This window comes from Chryseobacterium sp. Leaf404 (assembly GCF_001424145.1).
In the GTDB taxonomy this organism is placed as follows: domain Bacteria; phylum Bacteroidota; class Bacteroidia; order Flavobacteriales; family Weeksellaceae; genus Chryseobacterium.
Genome location: NZ_LMQM01000012.1, coordinates 479,305 through 499,488, shown reverse-complemented (window position 1 = coordinate 499,488; position 20,184 = coordinate 479,305). Strand labels below are relative to the sequence as shown.

General features: G+C 36.1%; 16 protein-coding genes. 6 read left to right on the top strand and 10 right to left on the bottom strand.

The genetic code is table 11. The features are described from left to right. Nucleotides 1-2: 2 nt before the first annotated feature. From ASG31_RS13860 to ASG31_RS13850, 3 genes are read right to left on the bottom strand one after another with little or no spacing between them, the layout of a single operon-like run. Nucleotides 3-2,261 (bottom strand): T9SS type A sorting domain-containing protein, encoded by a 2,259-nt coding sequence (locus ASG31_RS13860; RefSeq protein ID WP_185113217.1) that lies wholly within the window; start codon nucleotides 2,259-2,261, stop codon nucleotides 3-5. Between the two features lies 1 nt (nucleotide 2,262). Further along, nucleotides 2,263-3,213 (bottom strand): bifunctional metallophosphatase/5'-nucleotidase, encoded by a 951-nt coding sequence (locus ASG31_RS13855; RefSeq protein WP_056033753.1) that lies wholly within the window; start codon nucleotides 3,211-3,213, stop codon nucleotides 2,263-2,265. Beyond that, nucleotides 3,213-3,968 (bottom strand): 5'-nucleotidase C-terminal domain-containing protein, encoded by a 756-nt coding sequence (locus tag ASG31_RS13850; RefSeq protein WP_056033750.1) that lies wholly within the window; start codon nucleotides 3,966-3,968, stop codon nucleotides 3,213-3,215. Before ASG31_RS13850 ends, ASG31_RS13855 begins: the two co-directional genes overlap by 1 nt. A 106-nt stretch (nucleotides 3,969-4,074) precedes the next feature. Here ASG31_RS13850 and dapA point away from each other — a divergent pair, with 106 nt between their 5' ends. The 3 genes from dapA to ASG31_RS13835 all read left to right on the top strand — a co-directional run bounded on the left by dapA (nucleotide 4,075) and on the right by ASG31_RS13835 (nucleotide 6,409). Beyond that, nucleotides 4,075-4,947 carry a 4-hydroxy-tetrahydrodipicolinate synthase gene (dapA, locus tag ASG31_RS13845; RefSeq protein ID WP_056033746.1) on the top strand — a complete coding sequence of 291 codons (873 nt, stop codon included), beginning with the start codon at nucleotides 4,075-4,077 and terminating at the stop codon, nucleotides 4,945-4,947. Nucleotides 4,948-5,233: 286 nt separating this feature from the next. After that, nucleotides 5,234-5,731, top strand: coding sequence for a GNAT family N-acetyltransferase (locus ASG31_RS13840; RefSeq protein WP_056033743.1), 498 nt, complete (start codon nucleotides 5,234-5,236; stop codon nucleotides 5,729-5,731). A 195-nt stretch (nucleotides 5,732-5,926) separates the two neighbouring features. Then, nucleotides 5,927-6,409 (top strand): hypothetical protein, encoded by a 483-nt coding sequence (locus ASG31_RS13835; RefSeq protein ID WP_131725557.1) that lies wholly within the window; start codon nucleotides 5,927-5,929, stop codon nucleotides 6,407-6,409. Nucleotides 6,410-6,418: 9 nt separating this feature from the next. Here the strand turns inward: ASG31_RS13835 and recG are convergent, their stop codons facing one another. The 5 genes from recG to ASG31_RS13810 form a co-directional block, all read right to left on the bottom strand. Continuing rightward, a complete protein-coding gene (gene recG, locus ASG31_RS13830; RefSeq protein WP_056033736.1) occupies nucleotides 6,419-8,503 on the bottom strand; it encodes an ATP-dependent DNA helicase RecG in 2,085 nt (694 codons plus the stop codon). A 288-nt stretch (nucleotides 8,504-8,791) separates the two neighbouring features. Further along, nucleotides 8,792-9,325, bottom strand: a complete 534-nt coding sequence (locus tag ASG31_RS13825) for a thioredoxin family protein (RefSeq protein WP_056033733.1) — start codon at nucleotides 9,323-9,325, stop codon at nucleotides 8,792-8,794. 77 nt (nucleotides 9,326-9,402) lie between these two features. Beyond that, entirely contained in the window at nucleotides 9,403-11,076 is a 1,674-nt protein-coding gene (locus tag ASG31_RS13820; RefSeq protein WP_056033729.1) for a peptide MFS transporter, read from the bottom strand. Nucleotides 11,077-11,318: 242 nt separating this feature from the next. Beyond that, on the bottom strand, nucleotides 11,319-13,040 hold the full coding sequence (locus ASG31_RS13815) for a peptide MFS transporter (RefSeq protein ID WP_056033726.1): 1,722 nt from the start codon (nucleotides 13,038-13,040) through the stop codon (nucleotides 11,319-11,321). 131 nt (nucleotides 13,041-13,171) lie between these two features. Continuing rightward, complete coding sequence (locus ASG31_RS13810) at nucleotides 13,172-14,827, bottom strand: peptide MFS transporter (protein ID WP_056033723.1); 1,656 nt, start codon at nucleotides 14,825-14,827, stop codon at nucleotides 13,172-13,174. A gap of 84 nt (nucleotides 14,828-14,911) precedes the next feature. Here ASG31_RS13810 and ASG31_RS13805 point away from each other — a divergent pair, with 84 nt between their 5' ends. Then, nucleotides 14,912-15,163: a hypothetical protein gene (locus tag ASG31_RS13805; RefSeq protein ID WP_056033719.1), complete on the top strand. Its 252-nt coding sequence runs from the start codon at nucleotides 14,912-14,914 to the stop codon at nucleotides 15,161-15,163. Continuing rightward, nucleotides 15,160-15,429, top strand: coding sequence for a type II toxin-antitoxin system RelE/ParE family toxin (locus ASG31_RS13800; RefSeq protein ID WP_131725556.1), 270 nt, complete (start codon nucleotides 15,160-15,162; stop codon nucleotides 15,427-15,429). The genes ASG31_RS13805 and ASG31_RS13800 overlap by 4 nt, the downstream gene beginning before the upstream one ends. Nucleotides 15,430-15,496: 67 nt before the next feature. Here the strand turns inward: ASG31_RS13800 and ASG31_RS13795 are convergent, their stop codons facing one another. Next, nucleotides 15,497-17,626 (bottom strand): S9 family peptidase, encoded by a 2,130-nt coding sequence (locus tag ASG31_RS13795; RefSeq protein ID WP_056033714.1) that lies wholly within the window; start codon nucleotides 17,624-17,626, stop codon nucleotides 15,497-15,499. 115 nt (nucleotides 17,627-17,741) lie between these two features. Between ASG31_RS13795 and ASG31_RS13790 the strand changes: the two genes are divergently transcribed. Continuing rightward, nucleotides 17,742-18,218 (top strand): hypothetical protein, encoded by a 477-nt coding sequence (locus tag ASG31_RS13790; RefSeq protein ID WP_056034045.1) that lies wholly within the window; start codon nucleotides 17,742-17,744, stop codon nucleotides 18,216-18,218. Nucleotides 18,219-18,312: 94 nt separating this feature from the next. Here the strand turns inward: ASG31_RS13790 and glgP are convergent, their stop codons facing one another. After that, a complete protein-coding gene (gene glgP / locus ASG31_RS13785; RefSeq protein ID WP_056033711.1) occupies nucleotides 18,313-19,995 on the bottom strand; it encodes an alpha-glucan family phosphorylase in 1,683 nt (560 codons plus the stop codon). Nucleotides 19,996-20,184: the final 189 nt, after the last annotated feature.

Genomic DNA, 20,184 nt, shown 5'->3' with positions numbered 1-20,184 from the left:
AATTAATTAACCACAGCGATTTTAGCAGTTGCTTTATCGCTTCCGTCTTCGTTGGTCATCAGTACAAAATAAATTCCTGATGCTACTCTTTTTCCTTTTTGGTTGTTGAGATCCCACTCGTAATATCCTGTTCTTGCCTGCGCAGAATGAACGATATTTCCTGCGGCGTCTGTAATCCTGATGTTGGCAACTTCAGCCAGACCTTTGATTGTTACATTTCCTTTGAACTGGCTGTAGACCACCGGATTGGGATATACCAGCACGTTACCGAAATTTGAAGTAACATCTGCTACGTCTCCCTGATAGGTTACCACACCGTCATAGGTTACAAAATACACTTTCCCGGTTTTTTTATCAACCTTGATATCTGTTACAGAATTGGTAGGCAAAGGTGAATTTTCTCTGGTGAAATGTTTAATGGTACGTTCGCCATCTGCTGATAGATAATAAACTCCGCCACCGTCTACAGAAATCCACTTTTGATTTCCTGCATCCACTTCAATGGCAAGAATCTGTGAATCTCTGAACAATTCTTCTGCTAAACCATTCTGTTCTATCACTACAGCCTCAAGTGTTGGGTTATTTTTAACCTCTGCCGCTGCATTGGGAAGAATTCTTATTCCTAAATCGGTTCCAATCCAGGCGTCACCGTCTTTATCGAAAGCTACAGAAATAGAATTGGCAGGTAAATTATTTTCAGATCCTAAAAAGTAAGTTGTATCATCCGAGGTGCTCACTGTTCCTTTGTAATCATAGGCCGCAATGTGTTGTGAGCGGGGTAGTGGCGTCCAGAGTAATCCTTCATGAAAAACCGGAATCTGCACGGCACTGCTGGTAAGGGTTACCACGTTCAGCAAAAACTGATCGGTATCTCTTTTATAAGGCGCTATACCAAAATTGAGACCGTCAACAGTAAATGCTACAGATAGAAATATATTGTTGTTATCATCCACAACGAAGCCTACAGGTCTGTTAATATAGATATTAGGTTGATTGATGTTGTAGTATTTCACAAAATCAAAATCTTTATTCGCCGGATTGTATTTCATTTTATAAACTCCCATTCCATCCCAAATGCTGTAATTGGTAAAAAAGACTATTGAAGGGTCTGCGGGATCTGCCAAAGCATCAAGAACATTATATTTTGAAGGTTTGGTTTTAAAATAGGAAGGATAAATCCATTCGGTACCGTTAAAATAATAGAAGCCCGGATTTCTCTCATTATCCAGACGGAAATTAAAACCTCCTTCTCTTCCCCCCGAAGATAAAAGGAGTTGATTGTCATTATAAGGCCTGATTTTATAAGAATAGTTGAATGCAGGACCATCTGGTTTAAAACCGTTGTTATTTTCGTTTTTAATACCGGACAATGCTGTTCCAAAATAAAATTTACCGGAAATTCTTACTGCCGTGTTGCACTCTTCACCAGGAGAAGCAGAGCCAATGAAATTTCCGTTGCCGGAATAGGAATATGCACGGTTATTATCTGTAACAGTAATGTTATCTGAGCCTGTTACCAGATCTTTTACACTTGTGAAAGTCTGTGCTATAGGGTTAGAAGTTCCGTTATTGTAGAGGTAAGTTGTTGTTGTGCTCGAGTATGATAAAATACCGTCAGAATCAATGTGTTTAAAATCTCCCGCCTGCTCTGTCACCCACGTTGTAAAAACGGGAAATGTAGTGTTAAGTTCGTGGCTTTTAAGACCGGTATTGGTTACAGAATAAACTTTGTTCCCAAAAATAGTTGCCTCATTGCTCGCCTGAAAAGCCCCCGCGTTCACAAAAAACGCAGAATCTGCAAATTCTCTCTTTTTAAGTTTGAAAATTGAAACTCCATAACCTACAGATATTACAGCCTGATCACCCGTGATTGAGATATGGTTAATTCTCTTGCTTCCCGTATATCCTGTAGCCAGAGGAATATCTACAATATACGTAACGCCGTCTGGTGCAATGACGTCCAGCGCACCGCTTTGATAGCCCACAAGAGCAATTTTAGACTGAGGATCATAATCAAACGCTGAAATTTTAACCTCGTGCAGACCGGAAGCCTTAGAAAGTTTGGAAATTTCTCCGCTGGAAATATTGTAGTAAAAAACTCCGTTTTCTGTGGCAGCAATAATTTTTCCGTTGTCTTCCTTCATCGCCAGTACGTTGTTGTAAGAGAACAGATCCATCCACTTTTTAGAGGTAATATTCTGAGCTTTCATCATTTGCAAAGCCATTAGAATACCGAGGGAAATTATAGAGAATTTTTTCATATTATGCGGTTATGCTGCTGTCGATTGCCTGGTTGTTCCAGGAAACCTGTTTAATATTTTTACTGTGATCAAAGAAGAAATCTATTCTTCCCAAAAGTAGCCCGGCCCAGCCCACCTGGTTCACCAAAACTTTTTTGCCCTGTCTGTTTAGAAGGGTTTGAGGTTCCGGCAGGAAAGTGTGCGTATGACCGCCTAAAATTAAGTCAATATTTTCTGTTTTTGATGCTAAAATTTTGTCGTTCAGTTTTTCAGGTTCGTCGCTGTAATCGTATCCTATGTGGGAAAGACAAATGACGAGGTCACATTTTTTTTCATTTTTAAGGAAATTTGAATACTGTTGCGCCACATCAATCGGGTCGTTCCAGATGGTTTCCTGATATTGTTTTTTTCCAACCAAACCTTCAAGCTGAATTCCCACTCCGAAAATTCCGACTTTAATTCCGTTTTTATTGAAGATTTTATACTGAGAGGTTTTCCCGTCTAAAATGGTGTTTTTAAAATCGTAATTCGAACAAATAAACGGAAATTTGGCGTTTGGTAAAACCTTTAAAAATCCATCCAAACCATTGTCGAAATCATGATTTCCCATTGTAGAAGCATCATATTTCATCATCGACATCAGCTTAAATTCCAATTCGCCTCCAAAAAAATTAAAATAAGGTGTTCCCTGAAAAATATCTCCGGAATCCAGCAGCAAAACATTGCTTTCCTCACTTCTGATTTTCTGAATTAAAGTCGCTCTTCTCGCAAAACCGCCCTGGTTGGGATTTCTGGTGTAGCTTGAATCAAAAGGTTCAATTCTGCTGTGCTGGTCGTTGGTATGGAGGACCGTTAATTTATTGGCTGAGCTGAACGAATTCAGATTTAATTCTTCTGCCATCAACAAATTCGGAGCTAAAGTCATAGCTAAAGTTCCGCCCGTTATCGTCTTTAAAAAACTTTTTCTATCCATTATTTGTTTCCGATAAAATTTAGACGGATTTCCTCCTGAGGATTAATCTGCTGATTTTTCTTAAAATATTCAATAAACAAATCTCTCAGTTTTATTCCTGTCGGAATCATTTCTCCTTTTGCAAAAAACTTCATATTATCACCACCCAAAGCCAGATAGTCAGACGTTGCAATGTAATAATCCTGATTTGGATTTACAGTCTTCCCATCAACTAAAGATTTAGAAGCTAAACCATTACTCGTTTCGATATACAGATGTGAAACCGGATTGTTTTTCTGATTTTTAGCATAATAATCAAACAGTCCCTGCAGATCTAAACCTTTAAATTTGACGATAATTACTTCATTTTCAAAAGGCATCACTTCAAAAACATTTTTCAGAAGAATGTCGCCTTTCCCAATCGTGGTGCGGATTCCGCCGATGTTGATCAATGCTGCATCTATGTTTTTACTCAAATTGGCTTTTGCCCACACATTGGCTCCGTCGAAAGTATAATCAGCCAAAAGATTTCCGAGATTGCTGTTGTCGCCTTCTTTCGTCAGATCAACCTGTGTGTAAGAGATTTTCTGATTCATCTCTTTGTTGAGTTTCTCGGTATAAGGCTCGATAAATTGAGCAAAATCTTCATTCGCCTTCAGGTCCTGATTAATAGAAATATTTTTCTGCGTCTGCACACTCGCCACCTGTAACGGTGTCGTTTTACAGGCTGTGAGCGAAAGCAGGGCAATTCCTATCAATAAGAATTTATTTTGCATAATTTCTTTAGTATAATGCAAATATAATTATATGTATAATAAAACAGGATTAATATTGTAAATTCTTGTGTGAAATTATTAAATTTGGGGAAAATAATTCGAACAGATGAGCATTTTAAAAGGAGTAGGTGTTGCTTTGGTAACACCCTTTAATGAAGATTTATCCGTAGATTTCGAAAGTTTGACAAGACTCATTGAGTACAACATCGAAAACGGAACCAACTATTTGGTAGTTTTGGGAACTACAGCGGAAGCTGCTACACTTTCTTCAGACGAGAAGAAACAAGTGGTTGAGCATATCATTAAGGTTAATAATAAACGTCTTCCTTTGGTTTTAGGAATCGGCGGAAACAATACTCTTGAAGTCAAACAGCAGATTGAAGATGCAGATATATCTGACTTTACTGCCGTTTTATCGGTGTCTCCATATTACAATAAACCTAATCAGGAAGGGCTTTACCAGCATTATAAAATGTTGGCTTCAACCGGAAAAAATATCATCATTTACAATGTTCCGTCAAGAACCGGGCAAAATGTTGAGGCAGAAACGACTTTACGTTTGGCAAAAGAATTTCCGAATTTATTCTTAATTAAAGAAGCTGCACCAAACATTCTTCAGTATTTTGATATTTTAAGAAAAAAACCTGAAGGCTTCAACCTTGTTTCCGGAGATGATGAATTTACGCTTCCCGTAACTTTGGCGGGTGGAGCAGGAGTGATTTCTGTAATTGGACAGGGTTATCCGAAAGAATTTTCGTCAATGGTTCAGTTGGCTTTTGATAAAAAAGTAGACGAAGCCTACGAAATTCATAATAGATTAGTTGAAATCACAAGACTGATTTTTGCAGAAGGAAATCCTTGCGGAATTAAAGTGGTTTTGGCAGAAAAAGGTTTAATCAAAAATTATCTCAGACTTCCATTAGTTCCTGCATCAGAAGGGCTTTATGCGAAGATTAAAACTGAAATGGAGAAAATTTAAGATAGTAAATTGTGAATTTTGCTTCGCAAGTGAAAAGTGAATTTTTCCGTTTAACATAAAAATAATAAAAAGTGAAAGGTGTGATGCTTTTCACTTTTTTAATCTAAATTGTAAAAATAGTGAACCACAAAAGTCACAAAAGTCAGCAGAGTTTTAATGAATTATCCCTTGAAGATCAAAAAAGGGCTGCGTTTTTGAAAAATTGTCGTTTAATTTTTTTGATTTTTTAAGAGGAAATCATTACAACTCAAATAATAAAAAAAACTTTTGTGGTTAAGAAAATAATATGAAACTAATCAAAGCAACAGAAAGAGATATTCCCTTAATTCAGGACTTGGCGAAAAGGTCGTGGGAAAACACGTATGCCGAAATTCTTTCTCAGGAACAGATGAAATATATGTTGGAAACCATGTATTCGGAAGCTGAAATTTCAAAGCATTTAAAAAATGTAAACTATTATTATTATCTCGTTTTTGATGAAAATTCAAATGTTTTTGATGGATTTTTAGGCTACGAGAATCATTATGAAGATAAGACTACAAAATTGCATAGAATTTATCTCGTTCCTGAAAGCAAAGGAAAAGGTTTAGGCAAAAAAACTCTTGAATTCTTAAATAAAAAAGTAAATGAAAGTGGCGATGACAGAATTATTTTAAATGTAAATAAATACAATTCCGCACAAAAATTTTATGAATCTCAAGGATATAAAATTTATGATAAAGGTGTTTTTGATATTGGAAATGGATATGTGATGGATGATTATTTGATGGAAAAATCAGTTTAAAACTAAAATATTTTTATGAAACATTCATTTTTAATTTTCGCTGTTTTAATTTTTAATAATTGTTTTCGCAAAATGATTTGGAACTTAAAATAATTAATGACACGATCAAGAAAGTTTCAAAATTTGATAACAATAACATTGTATATGCTCTGAAAAATAATTCGGATAAGACTTATTTAATAATTTTAGATGACGATGAATTCAATGAAGATGGGGGAGTATCATGTAGAGCCACAGTTTGTTGGATTACCTGATTATTATATTTTTGAAAAGAAAACCTTGCTATCTGTGCAGTATGCATTTCATAATGGTGAAAATGAATTTAATGTTGATAAAAACAGCAGTGATTTTAAAAAATTCAAGCAATCATATTCTAAATTTTTTAGCCATCAAGATTTGGAAATTGCGTTTCGAATCAGCAAAAAGATTGTGAAACTAAAACCACAAGAGGAAAAATATTTTTCAACAAGAGTAAATTTTCCAGCTTATAAAAGAAGATTTATCGATTTGAAAAACAAATCTGAGTATTATTTTCAAATCAGTCTGCAGACTCCAAAAGAGATTGTTGGAAAATATTATCAACCAATCAGAGCTAAAAATAATAAGGATTCTATTTTTGTGGGACAGATATTTTCGAATAAAATCCCTTTGATTTATAATGTTTACAATGATAAGTAAGCTTTAATTCTAAGAAATCTTACTCCACTTATTTTTCCCCTTATAATATTGCAGATAATAATTTTTTATAATTAAATGCTCGCTTCTCGCCAGCAAAGGATCGGTTTCAAGAATTTTTTCAACAAGACTTTTGGTGTTTTTAATGATTGCAGAATCATTCACCAAATCCAGTTTTTTAAAATCAACCACACCACTTTGTTGCGTTCCCAAAATATCGCCGGGACCACGCAACTGCATATCAACTTCAGAAATTTTAAAACCGTCGTTGGTTTCGGTCATCGTTTTAATTCTGGTTCGACTATCTGAAGATAATTTATCAGAAGTCATCAAAATGCAGTAACTCTGTTCACCACCTCTTCCCACGCGGCCTCTCAGCTGATGAAGCTGCGACAACCCAAATCTTTCCGAACTTTCAATCACCATCACAGAAGCGTTCGGAACATTCACGCCGACTTCGATTACCGTTGTAGCAACCATAATCTGCGATTTTCCGGATGCGAAATAATTCATCGCTGCATCTTTTTCATCAGGTTTCATTTTGCCGTGAAGCATCGTGACGTTGTAGTTTGAAAAGTTATCCATCACGCTTTCCAGACCTTCCATGAGATTTTTGTAATCCAAAGTCTCAGATTCTTCGATTAATGGATACACGAAATAAATCTGTCTGCCTTTGCGGATTTCTTCATGACAGAAATTGTAAACGTAAGCTCTGTCTTTTTCTCTTCGATGAGCCGTAATAATGGGTTTTCTTCCGACAGGCATTTCATCGATCACAGAAACATCCAGATCAGAATAAAAACTCATCGCCAACGTACGTGGAATCGGCGTTGCAGTCATGACCAGAATGTGTGGCGGGATTTTATTTTTTGCCCAAAGTTTTGCCCTTTGAGCCACTCCAAACCGGTGTTGTTCATCAATAATGGCTAAACCGAGATTTTTAAACTTCACTTTATCTTCCAAAACAGCATGCGTTCCAATTAAAATGGAAAGTTCACCGTTTTCCAGTTCTTCATGAATGATTTTTCTTGCAGAAGCCTTTACAGAACCTGTGAGAATGCTGACTTTGATCTCCGTATCATTCAATAAATCTTTAATTCCGGCATAGTGTTGCTGGGCGAGAATTTCTGTCGGAGCCATAAGACAGCTTTGAAAACCGTTGTCCATGGCAATCAGCATCGTCAGCAAAGCAACCATCGTCTTTCCCGAACCCACGTCGCCCTGCAAAAGCCTGTTCATCTGGATGGGCTTTTTCATGTCCAGCCTGATTTCCTTTAAAACTCTTTTCTGTGCATTAGTCAGTTCAAAAGGAAGATGATTTTCGTAAAAACCAGTAAAATAATCGCCGACAATCGGAAACGGATTCCCATGTGACTTTGTTTTGTGATGTGCTTTTTTTAAACCAAAACCCAATTGAAAAAAGAATGATTCTTCAAACTTCAAACGGGAATCTGCCTTATCAAGATGCTCCTGATTTTTCGGGAAATGAATATTGAGAAACGTATGTTGCCTCGATAAAAAATGATAGTACCGAATCATGTATTCCGGAAGATTTTCCTGAATGAGATTGGGGATTTCTCTGCAGATACTTTTTAAAATATTTTGGAAGAATTTCTGACTTAAACCTCTCTTGCTAAGTTTTTCAGAACTTGGATAAATGGGAGTTAGTCTCGTTTCAGTTTCCTTGCTTTCTTCAGCTTCAATTTCCGGATGGGGCATCGAAAACTGATTGTTGAAAGCATTTATTTTTCCAAAAATAAATATCTCTTTATTCACTGGAATCTGCTCCTTCAGCCATTTTGAATACTGAAACCAAACCAAATCCATCGTTCCCGTGTGGTCGTTAAATTTTGCTGATAGTCTTTTGATTTTTCCAGTCTGAATTTCCTGAACAGACGTAATTTTTCCCTTCAGCTGAACTTCAATATTGCTTTCCTGAAGCATTGAAACCGTTAAAATTTTGCTTTTATCCAAATATCGGATAGGGTAGAAGTTCAGGAAATCTTCCACAACAGAAATTCCCAGCACATTTTTGATGAGCTTGGAGCGTTCGGAACCGATTCCTTTTACAAATTCTATGGGAGTTTCTAAAGTCAGAACTGAATTTTTTGAAGCACGAATTTCGGGAAAATTTAGTAATAATAAAAGCTTTCGATTTTGAAAGCTTTAATTGTTTATGTGACCCACAGATAATGCAGATTTAGCAGATTTTTAAATTGAATGAAGTTGTAAGGATGTCAACTAAAATCAATTTAAATTTAAAATGTTTCTTTTAAAAATATTGCCACGAATACACGAATGGGTTTGAAACATTTCAAAACAATTTAATTCGTGAATTCGTGGCAATTTATAGCCATAAGCTAAAAGCCATTTGCCAAAATCCTGCTACTCTTTTATTTTAGATTTAAATTTTTTCTGATAATCTTCCCATTCTTCGCGGGTTTTGATTTTTTTGTAGAGATCTGTGGATATAAATCCCAGGTAAGGTTCTATTTCTTTAGCAGTAAGCTCGCCCTGAAGCATTGTAATTGGTCGTCCTGTTTCATCCAGGAAAGCAGTTGTGGGTACTGCGTTAACATTCATAAACTCTGTGAACTCATGAAGAGAATTTCTGCCTTTTTTCTGAGATTTATTTTCGTTGGAAAATTTTCTTCCAAAAACTTCAATTGTTTTTTTATCCTCGGCATTAAATTTTACGGAATAATAATTTTCATTCAAAAACTCGTAGATCACATTGTTTCCATAGGTTTTTTTATCCATTATTTTACACGGTCCGCACCAGTCTGCATAGAAATCGATGAGTATTTTTTTGGGTTGTGTTTTCTGGGCTTCAAGTGCTTCTTCAATGGTCATCCATTTTACCTGCGAAAAGGCGAAAACATATTGGATAATGAAGATGAAAGCAAGTATTTTTTTCATATTTTTTGGCAGTTTTTAAATTAAATTAAAATTTGCGTCTGGGATATAGATGATAAAATGATGTTATTGTTAAATCATTAGCGAACCTCCTGCATAAGTTTTTTCACCCACGGCGATATCAAGATCAGTACCACTCCGGCAATTACTGCGTAAAGACCAAGCTGTTTGTAGCCTTCTGTATATGTAATTAGAGCATCGTAATTGGTAGAGCCTTTTTTAGCATCTGCCATATTTGCTCCGATAATTCCGGCAACGTATTGTCCGTAAGCCGATGCCAAAAACCATAATCCCATCATCATTCCCTGAAGATTTTTAGTGGAAAGTTTTGTCATAATCGATAAGCCGATGGGAGAAAGACAAAGTTCTCCTAACGTGATGATCAGAAGTGCTAAGGTAAAGAAATTTAATGAAGTAATCCCTTGCAGATCAGCAAATAACCGTGTTGCAAACAATACGTAAAACCCTAAACCTAAAAAGATGAATCCGAGACCAAATTTGATGATGGTGTTGGGTTCTATTTTTCTTTTGTTCATCCAAATCCATAATAATCCGAGTAAAGGCGCAAGAAAAATGATAAAGAAAGCACCTCCGGAATTGTTGACACCATTAGGGTCTAAACCTAAAAGATCTTTATTTAAATTTTTGGCTGCAAAGATACTCAGCGAGCCTCCGCTCTGCTCATATATTCCCCAAAAAAGGATTGAAAATATAATAAAAATCAGAGCTGCCCAAAGTTTATTTCTTTCGGCTGCAGTTACTTTAGACATTTCGTAAAACAGATAAATCAATGTCAGCGGTCCCACTGTCCACATAAAATAATCGGTGTATTCAGGAACGGAAACCATGAGCATGATCACAGGAATTAATGCCAGAGAAATAAGATAGACGGCATATTTTAAAAATTTCCCTCCCAAATAAATCAGATAAGATGTTGCAGCAAATATAGCAGTAAAAGCTACGAGACTTAAAACAATTTTCACAGCATCATCTTTAAAGATGCTGCTGTCTAAAAATCTGACAAACATTCTTGCCATAAATAAATAGACAAGAATTGCAATGATGCCAAACTTTTTAACATTTTTCTTTATTGAAAGCTGTACCAATTCAGGTTCCAAACCAATTGTTCCTAAACTTTTCTGCGTAAATACAAAATTGATCAAACTGATCACCATAACAATTGCAGCCAAGCCAAAAGCAACATTCCATCTTATGCCTTCAGGAATAATGCTGCCGAACAGTTCACCCTTGCCAATGGCAATACACAAATAGCCACCCAGCAAAGCACCAAGGTTTATTCCGGCATAAAAAAGTGAAAATCCAGCATCGGCTCGTGAATCGTTTGGTTTATAAAGTTGACCAACCATTGAGGAAATATTGGGTTTGAAAAAACCTGTTCCAACTACGGTGAAAGCGATTCCCAAAAAGAAAAACTGATGTGGATCTGCGGCTAGAATTAAACTACCGACAATCATCAGAAGGCCTCCCCAAAACAGCGATTTTCTGAATCCTAAAATTTTATCAGCGAAAAGTCCACCAACAAACGTGAATGCATATACAAATGCCTGAGTTGCACCGTACTGTAGATTGGCTGCCTTTTCATGGAAATTCAATTGTGAAATCATAAAGAAAACCAGCATTCCGCGCATTCCGTAGAAGCAGAATCTTTCCCACATTTCAGAGAAAAAGAGTGACCAGATTTGTTTTGGATATTTTCCTTTGAAATTATGGATTTCGTCGAGGGTTAGGTTCATGAGTAGTAAATAATGAGTAATAAGTAATTTTAAAATCTTTTACGGTTCCGATTTTTTATCTTTCTGATCAAGCTCAAAAACGTATTCTGTCCCGGAGGATGATTATTTTTAATTATACATCTTTTGCGCATTTGAGCTTTACATGTTGAAACAAAGAATATTCAGAAACTTCCGTAATACGAATGTAAAAAAAAACCTCTGAAAAATCAGAGGTTTAAGATAATTATTTTGGAAACACGGAATTAGTTTACGCCGTGCATCATTTTCTTTAAAATTGGAGAGATCAATGCAAGAATTACTGCTGCAATTCCACATAAAACCACGAATACCATGAAGAATTCAAATAGATTGTGGATTTCAAACCCGGCGAAAGTAGGATTTTCCAAAGGTAACTGTGCTTTTTCGAAAGCGGCAACCTGAGTTGGATTTAAGGTTACTTTTTTATCCAGTACTTCCTGTAGATTCACTCCGATTTCTTCAGCTTTTTTAAATTTATCACCTGTTGCAGGAATAAGTGCACCCAAAGATCCAGCTAACGCATAACCTGCTGCGTTTGAAATAAAGAATACTCCGTAAAGCAATGAAGCAAATCTTTTTGGAGCTAATTTTCCAACCAAAGACAAACCGATTGGTGAAAGACAAAGCTCACCACAAGTCTGAATGAAATACAGTAGCATCAACCATTTGATAGCCAATAGTCCTGAATTTCCAAGATCTTTTACATTGTATGCGATGATGAAATAACTTAAAGCAATTAAAGCTAATCCCATTGCCTGCTTCATTGGTGAAACCGGTTCTTTGCCTTTAGCTCTTAATTTATCCCAACATAAACTGAAAGGAACTGCTAATAATACAACGAAAATTCCGTTGAAAATCTGTACCATTGATGGCGGCATATTCCATCCGAAAATATTTCTGTCAGTCTGGTTATCGGCAATAAACGTTAATGATGAACCTGCCTGCTCGAATGCTGCCCAGAAGAAAATAATGAAGAATGAAACGATGTAGATCACCCAGATTCTGCTTCTCTCAATCTTGTTTTCTGCCGAAGACATGATAAGAAACGCCAATGAAATACCGGCTGCATAAATGAAGGGATAAATAATTCCTTTAATCATCTGCCCCATTTCTACAGAGTTGAATCCGAATTCACCCACCAAAAGATATCTGAAAACAAAGAATAATACAACAAAAAGACCTCCTGTAATTCCTAAAGCTCCACCAGTAAATTTTGCAGTCTGAGTTTCACCCTCTTCAAAATCTTCACTAGAATTATTTTTAGGTAAACCTCCAATTGGACGCCCTTCCGGAGTTACAACGTATTTGTTTTTTAGGATAAAAAATGTGATTGTACCTATTACCATTGCGATTGAAGCGGCAAGGAAACCCCATTTGAATGCAAAAATATCACGTACTCCTGTCGCAGCATCTTTCACGTCACCAACGTAAGGGCAGATAAACTGTCCTAAAAATGCTCCGATGTTGATTCCCATATAGAAAATCGTAAACGCAGAGTCTAATTTAGATTTTTCCTGTTTTGGATACAGACTTCCCACCATTGATGAAATGTTTGGCTTAAAAAATCCATTACCAAATATGATAATAAATAAAGCCAGCCACATAAACATTTTAGCTCCGTCGATATTCGCAGAGAAGGTTGATGCACTGATGAACAGTAAAAACTGACCAATTGCCATCAAAGATCCACCGATCAAGATTGCATTTCTGTTTCCGATGTATTTGTCAGCGATAAATCCACCTAAAAGTGGAGTTAAATAACAAAGTGCTAAAAATCCACCATAAATGATTGCTGCATCGGCTTCTCTTATAAGTAAAGAATTTACCATAAAGAGCGTTAGAAGAGCTCTCATTCCGTAGAAATTGAAACGCTCCCACATTTCGGTTCCGAATAATACCCATAATCCCTTTGGATGTTTGGCCTTCGACTGAACTGCTGTATCCATATATACTTGTTAAATTTTTGTTAAGACCCACAAATATAGTTTTTTTTGGGTTTTTGGCAAGTTTTAATTTTTATTTTAAACAAAAAAGCTGCAGATCAATCTACAGCTTCAGATATTTGTATTATTAAATTTTAATGTCCGCTATCTTTCATAATCCTGTTCAGCCTTTTGAGCATGAAGAGACCTAATATCGTTGCGAAAATCAACAATCCAAAATTAACCAAGAAATAGTTAGACTTGTTCTCGTAGCTGTACCAGGTACTTGCCAGAATCCCCGAAAGTTTGTTTCCGACAGAGTTGGCAAGGAAAAATCCGCCCATCATCAGTGCTGTAAGTCTTGCCGGAGAAAGTTTTGAGACAAATGAAAGTCCCATCGGCGAAAGACAAAGTTCACCAACCGTAATTACACCATAACTCGCGACCAGCCACCACGGAGAAACTTTTACCGCTCCGTTTTCTCCCGCTGAAACTGCCAGAACCATGACCAAACAAGAAAGTGCAGAAATGAAAAGTCCTAAAACGATCTTTGTTGGTGTCAGCGGTTCTTTTCCTTTTCTTCTTAAAAATGCCCAGAAACCAACGATAACCGGTGTCAAAGCAATAACCCAAAACGGGTTGATAGACTGAAAGAGTTCTGTGTTGTAAAGAAATAGTTTGCTTTCGGGATTTGCTTCTAATGTTGCCCTTTTTTCAGGTGAAATATTTTTAAAATAAACATCCTTTCCCTGTTCCTTGATGGCTTTTCCGTTCTTGTCTTTTTGCGATTGATACTGATCATCATAAACAGGAACTTCTTTGGTTTCATAACCTTTTCCGTCTACCATGTAAATTTTTTCTAAAGGTTTTTCCAGTGAAGTGGAAACGCTTCTGTCAGTATAATAATTCGCCCATCTCGTCAAAGCTGTTCCGTTTTGTTTAAAAACCGCCCAGAAAAACATACTGATCATAAATACGGATAATAGGGCTCCGATGGCTGCTTTTTCATTTGGTTTAGCTTTGAAATACAGTGAACCGTAAAAATAAATTACAGGAACGCAGGCGAAAATAAAGGCGTCTGTACTGTCGCTTCCAAAAATGCTGCCTGGAACAAACCATCCAACTACTCCAAATAAAATTGCCGGCAAAAATACCTTCATTAAAATTTCAGAAAGTTTAGTATCGCCTTCCTGCACGGGTTTCATCTGCGCAGCATGGATATAATGTTTTCTTCCAATCGTAAAGATGACCATGCCGATCAGCATACCAACTCCGGCAGTGATGAAAGCTTCGCCCCAGCCATATTTGTTTCGCATAAAAGCAGCAATAAGGTTGCAGATAAATGCACCAATATTGATTCCCATATAGAAAATATTATAGCCGGAATCTTTATTGGCTTTGTAAGGTTCTTCTGAATAAAGATTTCCGAGTAATGTTGAAATGGTTGGTTTAAAAAATCCATTTCCAATAATAATTAAAGCTAATGATGAGTAAAATAGAGTTAAGTCTTTGAAAACCCCCATTCCGATATAACCTGCAGCCATCAGGAATCCGCCGAGGTAGATAGATTTAATATATCCTAAAACTCTGTCGGCCAAAAATCCACCGATAAAAGGAGTGAGATATGTCAAGGCAATGTAAGTTCCGAAAATATCGTCAGCAGTTTTGTCGGGAAGACCTAAGCCACCTTTTAGACCTGTAGGTTCGATGACGTAAAGAACAAAAATTCCGAGAATTAAATAATACCCGAAACGCTCCCACATTTCTGTGAAAAACAAAAAGGGTAATCCTTTTGGATGTTTGGTTTTCATGAATAGATTTTTTACAATTTCACAAATATAATTTTTTTAAAACAATATTTGAATTTTATTAACTTTGAGTAAAATTTAAGTGACATGGATATTACAATTGAAGAAATAGAAAAAAATCTGAGATCACTTCCAAAAGAATTTTTTGGACAAGTAAATGACTATATTGATCTTTTAAAATCTAAAGCAAAAATCGAAACAGATTGGGCTGATCATTTGACAGATTCTCAAAAACAGTCGATTGAGAGAGGGATTGACGATATTAAAAATGGAAGAACGCATTCTCATGAAGAGGCTAAAAGAAAAATTAAACAATACCTTTTGGAAAGATCGAAATGATGGATGTTGTTTGGTCTGATGAAGCTCTGCAGGTTTTAGATTATTTATTAGAAAAATGGACCATTAAAGAAATTGAAAATTTTGAAATTAGATTTGATAAATTGATTTTAAGATTGCAAATTCATAAAGAAATTTGTCCAAAATCTAAACTCTTAAACTACAGAAAGTGTTTTATAGATAAAAATAATTCCTTGATTTATCAAGATGTTAATAATATGATTTTCTTAGTTGCGATTATCGATAATAAAAGCTCCCATAGTTACTAAACAAAAATTCCGAACCTCAATCTGAGATTCGGAATTTTTTATCTTACATCCTCCAACTTCCATCTCCCTACAAATTCTCCAGAATAAAATCTGTCATCTTCTGATAGAGTTGCGGTCTTGTCTGTCCACCGTAAATTCCGTGGTTTTTATCCGGGTAAGCCATAAATTCAAACTGTTTTTTGTTTTGAATTAAAGCCTCAGAAAACTCCATAGAATTCTGGAAATGTACGTTGTCATCAGCTGTTCCGTGGATTAGAAGGAATTTTCCTTTCAAAAGGCTTGCATAAGTTGTAGGCGAATTGTCATCATAACCAGCCGGATTTTCCTGTGGAGTCAGTAAAAATCTTTCGGTGTAAACAGAATCGTAATATCTCCAGTTCGTCACCGGTGCCACAGCGATTCCTGTTTTGAAAACATCAGCACCTTTTGTTAATGCTAAACTCGCCATATATCCACCAAAACTCCAACCGAAAATTCCGATTCTTGATTTGTCGATATACGATTGATTTCCAAACCATTTTGCGGCAGTAATCTGATCTTCGATTTCGTACTTTCCTAAGTTTTTGTAGGTTACTTTTTTAAATTTTGCACCTTTATAACCAGTTCCTCGACCGTCTACACAAGCAATGATGTAACCTTTCTGAGCCAGCATTTCAAACCAGAACGTATTTCCATTATCCCACGAATTGGAAACCTGCTGCGAGCCCGGACCGGAATATTGGTACATGAACAATGGATATTTCTTGTTTTTATCAAAGTTTTTAGGTTTGATAATCCATGCGTTCATCTGATCTCCGGCTTCGTTGGGAATCGTGATGAATTCTTTTACCGTAAAATTATCCTGCTGCAGTTTTTGAAGCTGAGCTTCGTTGTTCTGAAGTTCTTTCAGTTGCTTTCCATTACCGTCTTTTAAAACAAAAGTGTAAGGTTTTGCAACGGTAGAAGAGGTTTCAATGAAATAATTATAGTTTTTGCTGAAATTTGCAGCGTTGTTTCCTTCTGCATTGGAAATCAACTGAGATTTTCCGTTTTGGATATTGATTTTAGAAACGACTTTGTTGATGCTTCCTTTTTCTGTTGTCTGAACGAAAACTTCTTTTGTTTTTGGATTAAATCCGTAATATTCAGTAACTTCCCAGTTTCCTTTTGTGATTTGTTTTTTCAGTTTACCATCTTTGTCATACCAGTACAAATGTCTGTAACCATCTCTTTCGGAAGCCCAAAGGAAAGAATTGTCTTCCATGAATTCTAAAGTTACGTTATCAGTATCAATCCACTTTTCATCGGTTTCGGTAAACAGTTTTGTCGCCTGTCCGGTTTTGGTGTTCACTTTTAAAACATCCGATGCATTCTGAGTTCTCTGTGAAGTAATTAAAACGATTTCATCCGGATTTGAAGTTTGAATCACATTCGGAATGTAATAATTTTTAAAACTGTCTAAGTTTACTTTGGTCTTTTTTCCGTCGGATAACTGATAAATATGTGCGGTCGCAACTGAGTTTTTTTCTCCTGCTTTCGGATATTTGTAACGCATTTCCGTTGGATAAAGCGATTTCCCATACATTGGAATGTAAATTTCCGGAACATCAGTTTCCACCAGTTTTACAAATAAAATATCTGCTGAATTTTTCGTCCATTCATATAATCTTGCATGACCAAATTCTTCTTCGTAAACCCAGTCTGCCAAACCGTTCAGTACTTTATTTTTTACACCATGTTGCGTAATCTGAGTGATTTTTCCTGAATTTAAATCCTGATAAAACAAGTTATTGTCAACAATGAAAGAAATTTTGGTCGCATCTGGAGAAAATCTTGGCTCCTGAACGGCTTTTCCTTCATTCAGACTAACAGTTTTGCCTGTTTTTAAATCCTTAATATCGTATTTTCCTAAAAAAGAATGTCTGTAAATGGGCTGACTTTCCTTGAGCAAAAGAATTTTAGATTCATCATCAGAAAATTCATAGCTTTCGAACTGACCCTCTACCAAGTTTCCTTCTTTTTGGGAGGTTTTGTAAGAATATTTAGCAATGCCACCTTGCTCGATGACCAGATAATTGTCACCGTTTTTCATGGATGCAATTCCTGCAATTCCTTTTCCGCGGTAGTAGCCTGAGTATATTTTGTCTAAGGTAATTTCCTGGGCATTTAAGCTTTGGAAAACAGCAGCGATGCTGAGGGTAAGTATAAGTTTTTTCATTTTTAAAATAAAAGGATTCCAAATATAACGATTTTAATAAAATGTTGAAGAATGAATATTCAAACTTTGTTTTTGGCAAAAAAATTGAATGATGATCTTAATTAAAAAAGTAATTATGGAAACAAATAAAGAAAATAAACTCAACCGATACGAACTTACGAATGAAGTTCTCTATACAGGTTTTGCAGACTTTAATGCTGCCGAACTTTATGCGAAAGAAAAAAACGGAAAACTGGTGGAAGTGGCTTTTAAAGATGGAAATGATAATCCCGTAGAAACTTCTGAAGCAGATTTAATTGAAAAAAAACTGCATTATTTTGTGGATGCAGGACCGGAATATAAATTTATACACTCATCCGACGAAGGTTTTAAACAATACGCAGACGAGCTGCAGAAGATAAAAGCAAAACTGAATCAGTCTCCACCAGACGAGAGATATCTGGCAAATTTTGAAATTGAAAATGCAGAGGATCCAATTGTAGTTTTAAAAAATGATCAGTTTGAATCTGTGACTTCAAGAGAGCGTTCAAAGTATCTTAAACATGCCAATGTTTATGAAATTGCGGTTTCAATAGCCAAAGCAGGACTCTAAAAGATAAAATCATCAACATGATAACAAAAGCCCGAACAAAATATTCGGGCTCATTTATTTATAAGATTTTCTCTGTCTCAACCTAAATCTCAACCTAAGCCTCAGCCTTAACCTCAATCTCAAGATTATACAGCAATTTGTAATATTCATCGGCCATACGGTCAGAATTGAACTGATCTTTTACATCATTCATAGCGTTGTACTGAATTTTTCTCCACTTATCCGGACTGTCGTAATACGTCGGAAGAATTTCTTTCTCAAGAATCTCGTAGAGTTTATTCAAATCATAATTATCCTGCTCGTAAATGCTCATATTGGCATAATCTGCTTTTGGAACAACGAAAGAGTTTTCTCCGTGTTTTGCATATTCAGGAATCCAGCCGTCATCGGTAGAAAGATTAACGCTTCCGTTCATAGAAGCTGTCATACCAGAAGTTCCTGAAGCTTCTCTCGGCACACGTGGATTGTTTAACCATAAATCCGAACCTTGTTTTAAAGATTTGCTTAAAGCTAATTCATAACCCGTTAAAACTGCCATATTTTTATTATTCTTGCTTTCTTCTACCAGAGAATTGAAAGTAGAAATTGCAGAATAATCCATCGGATACGGTTTTCCTGCCCAAATAACCTGTATAGGATATTTTGAATGATTTAAAAGTGAATAAAACCTCGATTTATCATGCAAAAGCAGATCTGCTCTTTTGTAACCTGCAAACCTTCTCGCCCAGACAATTGTGAAGACATTAGGGTCGAAAAGATTTCCTGTTTGGTCTGCCACAATTTTAAAAAGTCTTTTTTTCAGAAGTTTCTTGCGGTAATCAAACATGGTTTCGTTGTTCTCATCCTTTGCATTGTACAGCGGTTTATCACTCCAGTACTTGAATTCCTGAGCGTTGGTGATTGATTTTATCTCGCAGATGCCATCGTATTTGCTCCACATTTCGCGGGAAACTTCGCCGTGCAGCTGAGAAACTCCGTTAGCGATTTTTGCCATTTTCAAAGCACAAAGTGAGTGATTGAAACGCTCATCTTCAGAGCCTTCAATTTTGCTTACCTCTTCCAGACTCAGACCTGAAAAATAAGACATTTCGTGGCAAAGTCTGCGGTTGTGTTTTTCATTTCCGGCTTCTTCGGGCGTATGGGTTGTGAATACCAGTTTTTCTTTCACTTTTTTTAAATCTCCATTAAATCTTTTCAGCAAATGGAAAGCTGCCGGCAAACCGTGAGCTTCATTCAGATGATAAATATCTCTGTCTAAATTTATTTCTTCCAAAAGCCTCGCACCGCCTTTGCCGAGAAGAATGTACTGAGCCAGTTTTGTAGATTCATTGGCGTCATAAAGTTTGTGCGAAATCGTTTTGGAAATATGATCATTTTCCGGCACATCTGTGGACAGGAAAAACATAGGAGCGGTGTTGAAAATCTCAGGATCAAGATAGAAAGCCTTTACCCAAACCGGCGCGCTGTGAATTTCAATTTGAAATTTGATGCCTGTATCTTCCAGAAAGCTGTACATTTTCTTCGTCCAGGTGGGCTGGAGCGTCTGATCATGATTTCTTGCCTGATCGTAATAGCCGAATTTCCATAGAATACCAATTCCCACCAAATCCTGCTTGAGATTGTAAGCACTCCTCATGTGGGATCCTGCTAAAAATCCTAAACCTCCTGAATATATTTTCAGAACCTGCTCAATGGCAAATTCCATTGAAAAATAGGCAACTTTTTTTGTGTACTGCTGGTTTACCGCGTAGGGAATTTTGAAGTTTTTAAAATCCATTTTGTGTTAATAAATTGTTAGATATTGAACAAATGTAATTATTATCGAAAATAAATCGATTGTTAATTAATTAATAATTTAAAATTTTACAATCATTCCAATTAAAAAAATCACTACATTTAGCTTGTAAATTTTTGATAATCAAAATGTTTATGTCTGAGTCAGTTTTGTAATCCTGCTAAAATCTAA

Coding starts and splice junctions, on each gene's coding strand:
- ASG31_RS13810 (WP_056033723.1), bottom strand. CDS start 14,827: ATGAAAACCAAACATCCAAAAGGATTACCCTTTTTGTTTTTCACAGAA.
- ASG31_RS13840 (WP_056033743.1), top strand. CDS start 5,234: ATGAAACTAATCAAAGCAACAGAAAGAGATATTCCCTTAATTCAGGAC.
- ASG31_RS13855 (WP_056033753.1), bottom strand. CDS start 3,213: ATGGATAGAAAAAGTTTTTTAAAGACGATAACGGGCGGAACTTTAGCT.
- ASG31_RS13805 (WP_056033719.1), top strand. CDS start 14,912: ATGGATATTACAATTGAAGAAATAGAAAAAAATCTGAGATCACTTCCA.
- ASG31_RS13820 (WP_056033729.1), bottom strand. CDS start 11,076: ATGAACCTAACCCTCGACGAAATCCATAATTTCAAAGGAAAATATCCA.
- dapA (WP_056033746.1), top strand. CDS start 4,075: ATGAGCATTTTAAAAGGAGTAGGTGTTGCTTTGGTAACACCCTTTAAT.
- ASG31_RS13790 (WP_056034045.1), top strand. CDS start 17,742: ATGGAAACAAATAAAGAAAATAAACTCAACCGATACGAACTTACGAAT.
- ASG31_RS13850 (WP_056033750.1), bottom strand. CDS start 3,968: ATGCAAAATAAATTCTTATTGATAGGAATTGCCCTGCTTTCGCTCACA.
- ASG31_RS13800 (WP_131725556.1), top strand. CDS start 15,160: ATGATGGATGTTGTTTGGTCTGATGAAGCTCTGCAGGTTTTAGATTAT.
- glgP (WP_056033711.1), bottom strand. CDS start 19,995: ATGGATTTTAAAAACTTCAAAATTCCCTACGCGGTAAACCAGCAGTAC.
- ASG31_RS13860 (WP_185113217.1), bottom strand. CDS start 2,261: ATGAAAAAATTCTCTATAATTTCCCTCGGTATTCTAATGGCTTTGCAA.
- ASG31_RS13835 (WP_131725557.1), top strand. CDS start 5,927: ATGAATTCAATGAAGATGGGGGAGTATCATGTAGAGCCACAGTTTGTT.
- ASG31_RS13795 (WP_056033714.1), bottom strand. CDS start 17,626: ATGAAAAAACTTATACTTACCCTCAGCATCGCTGCTGTTTTCCAAAGC.
- ASG31_RS13825 (WP_056033733.1), bottom strand. CDS start 9,325: ATGAAAAAAATACTTGCTTTCATCTTCATTATCCAATATGTTTTCGCC.
- ASG31_RS13815 (WP_056033726.1), bottom strand. CDS start 13,040: ATGGATACAGCAGTTCAGTCGAAGGCCAAACATCCAAAGGGATTATGG.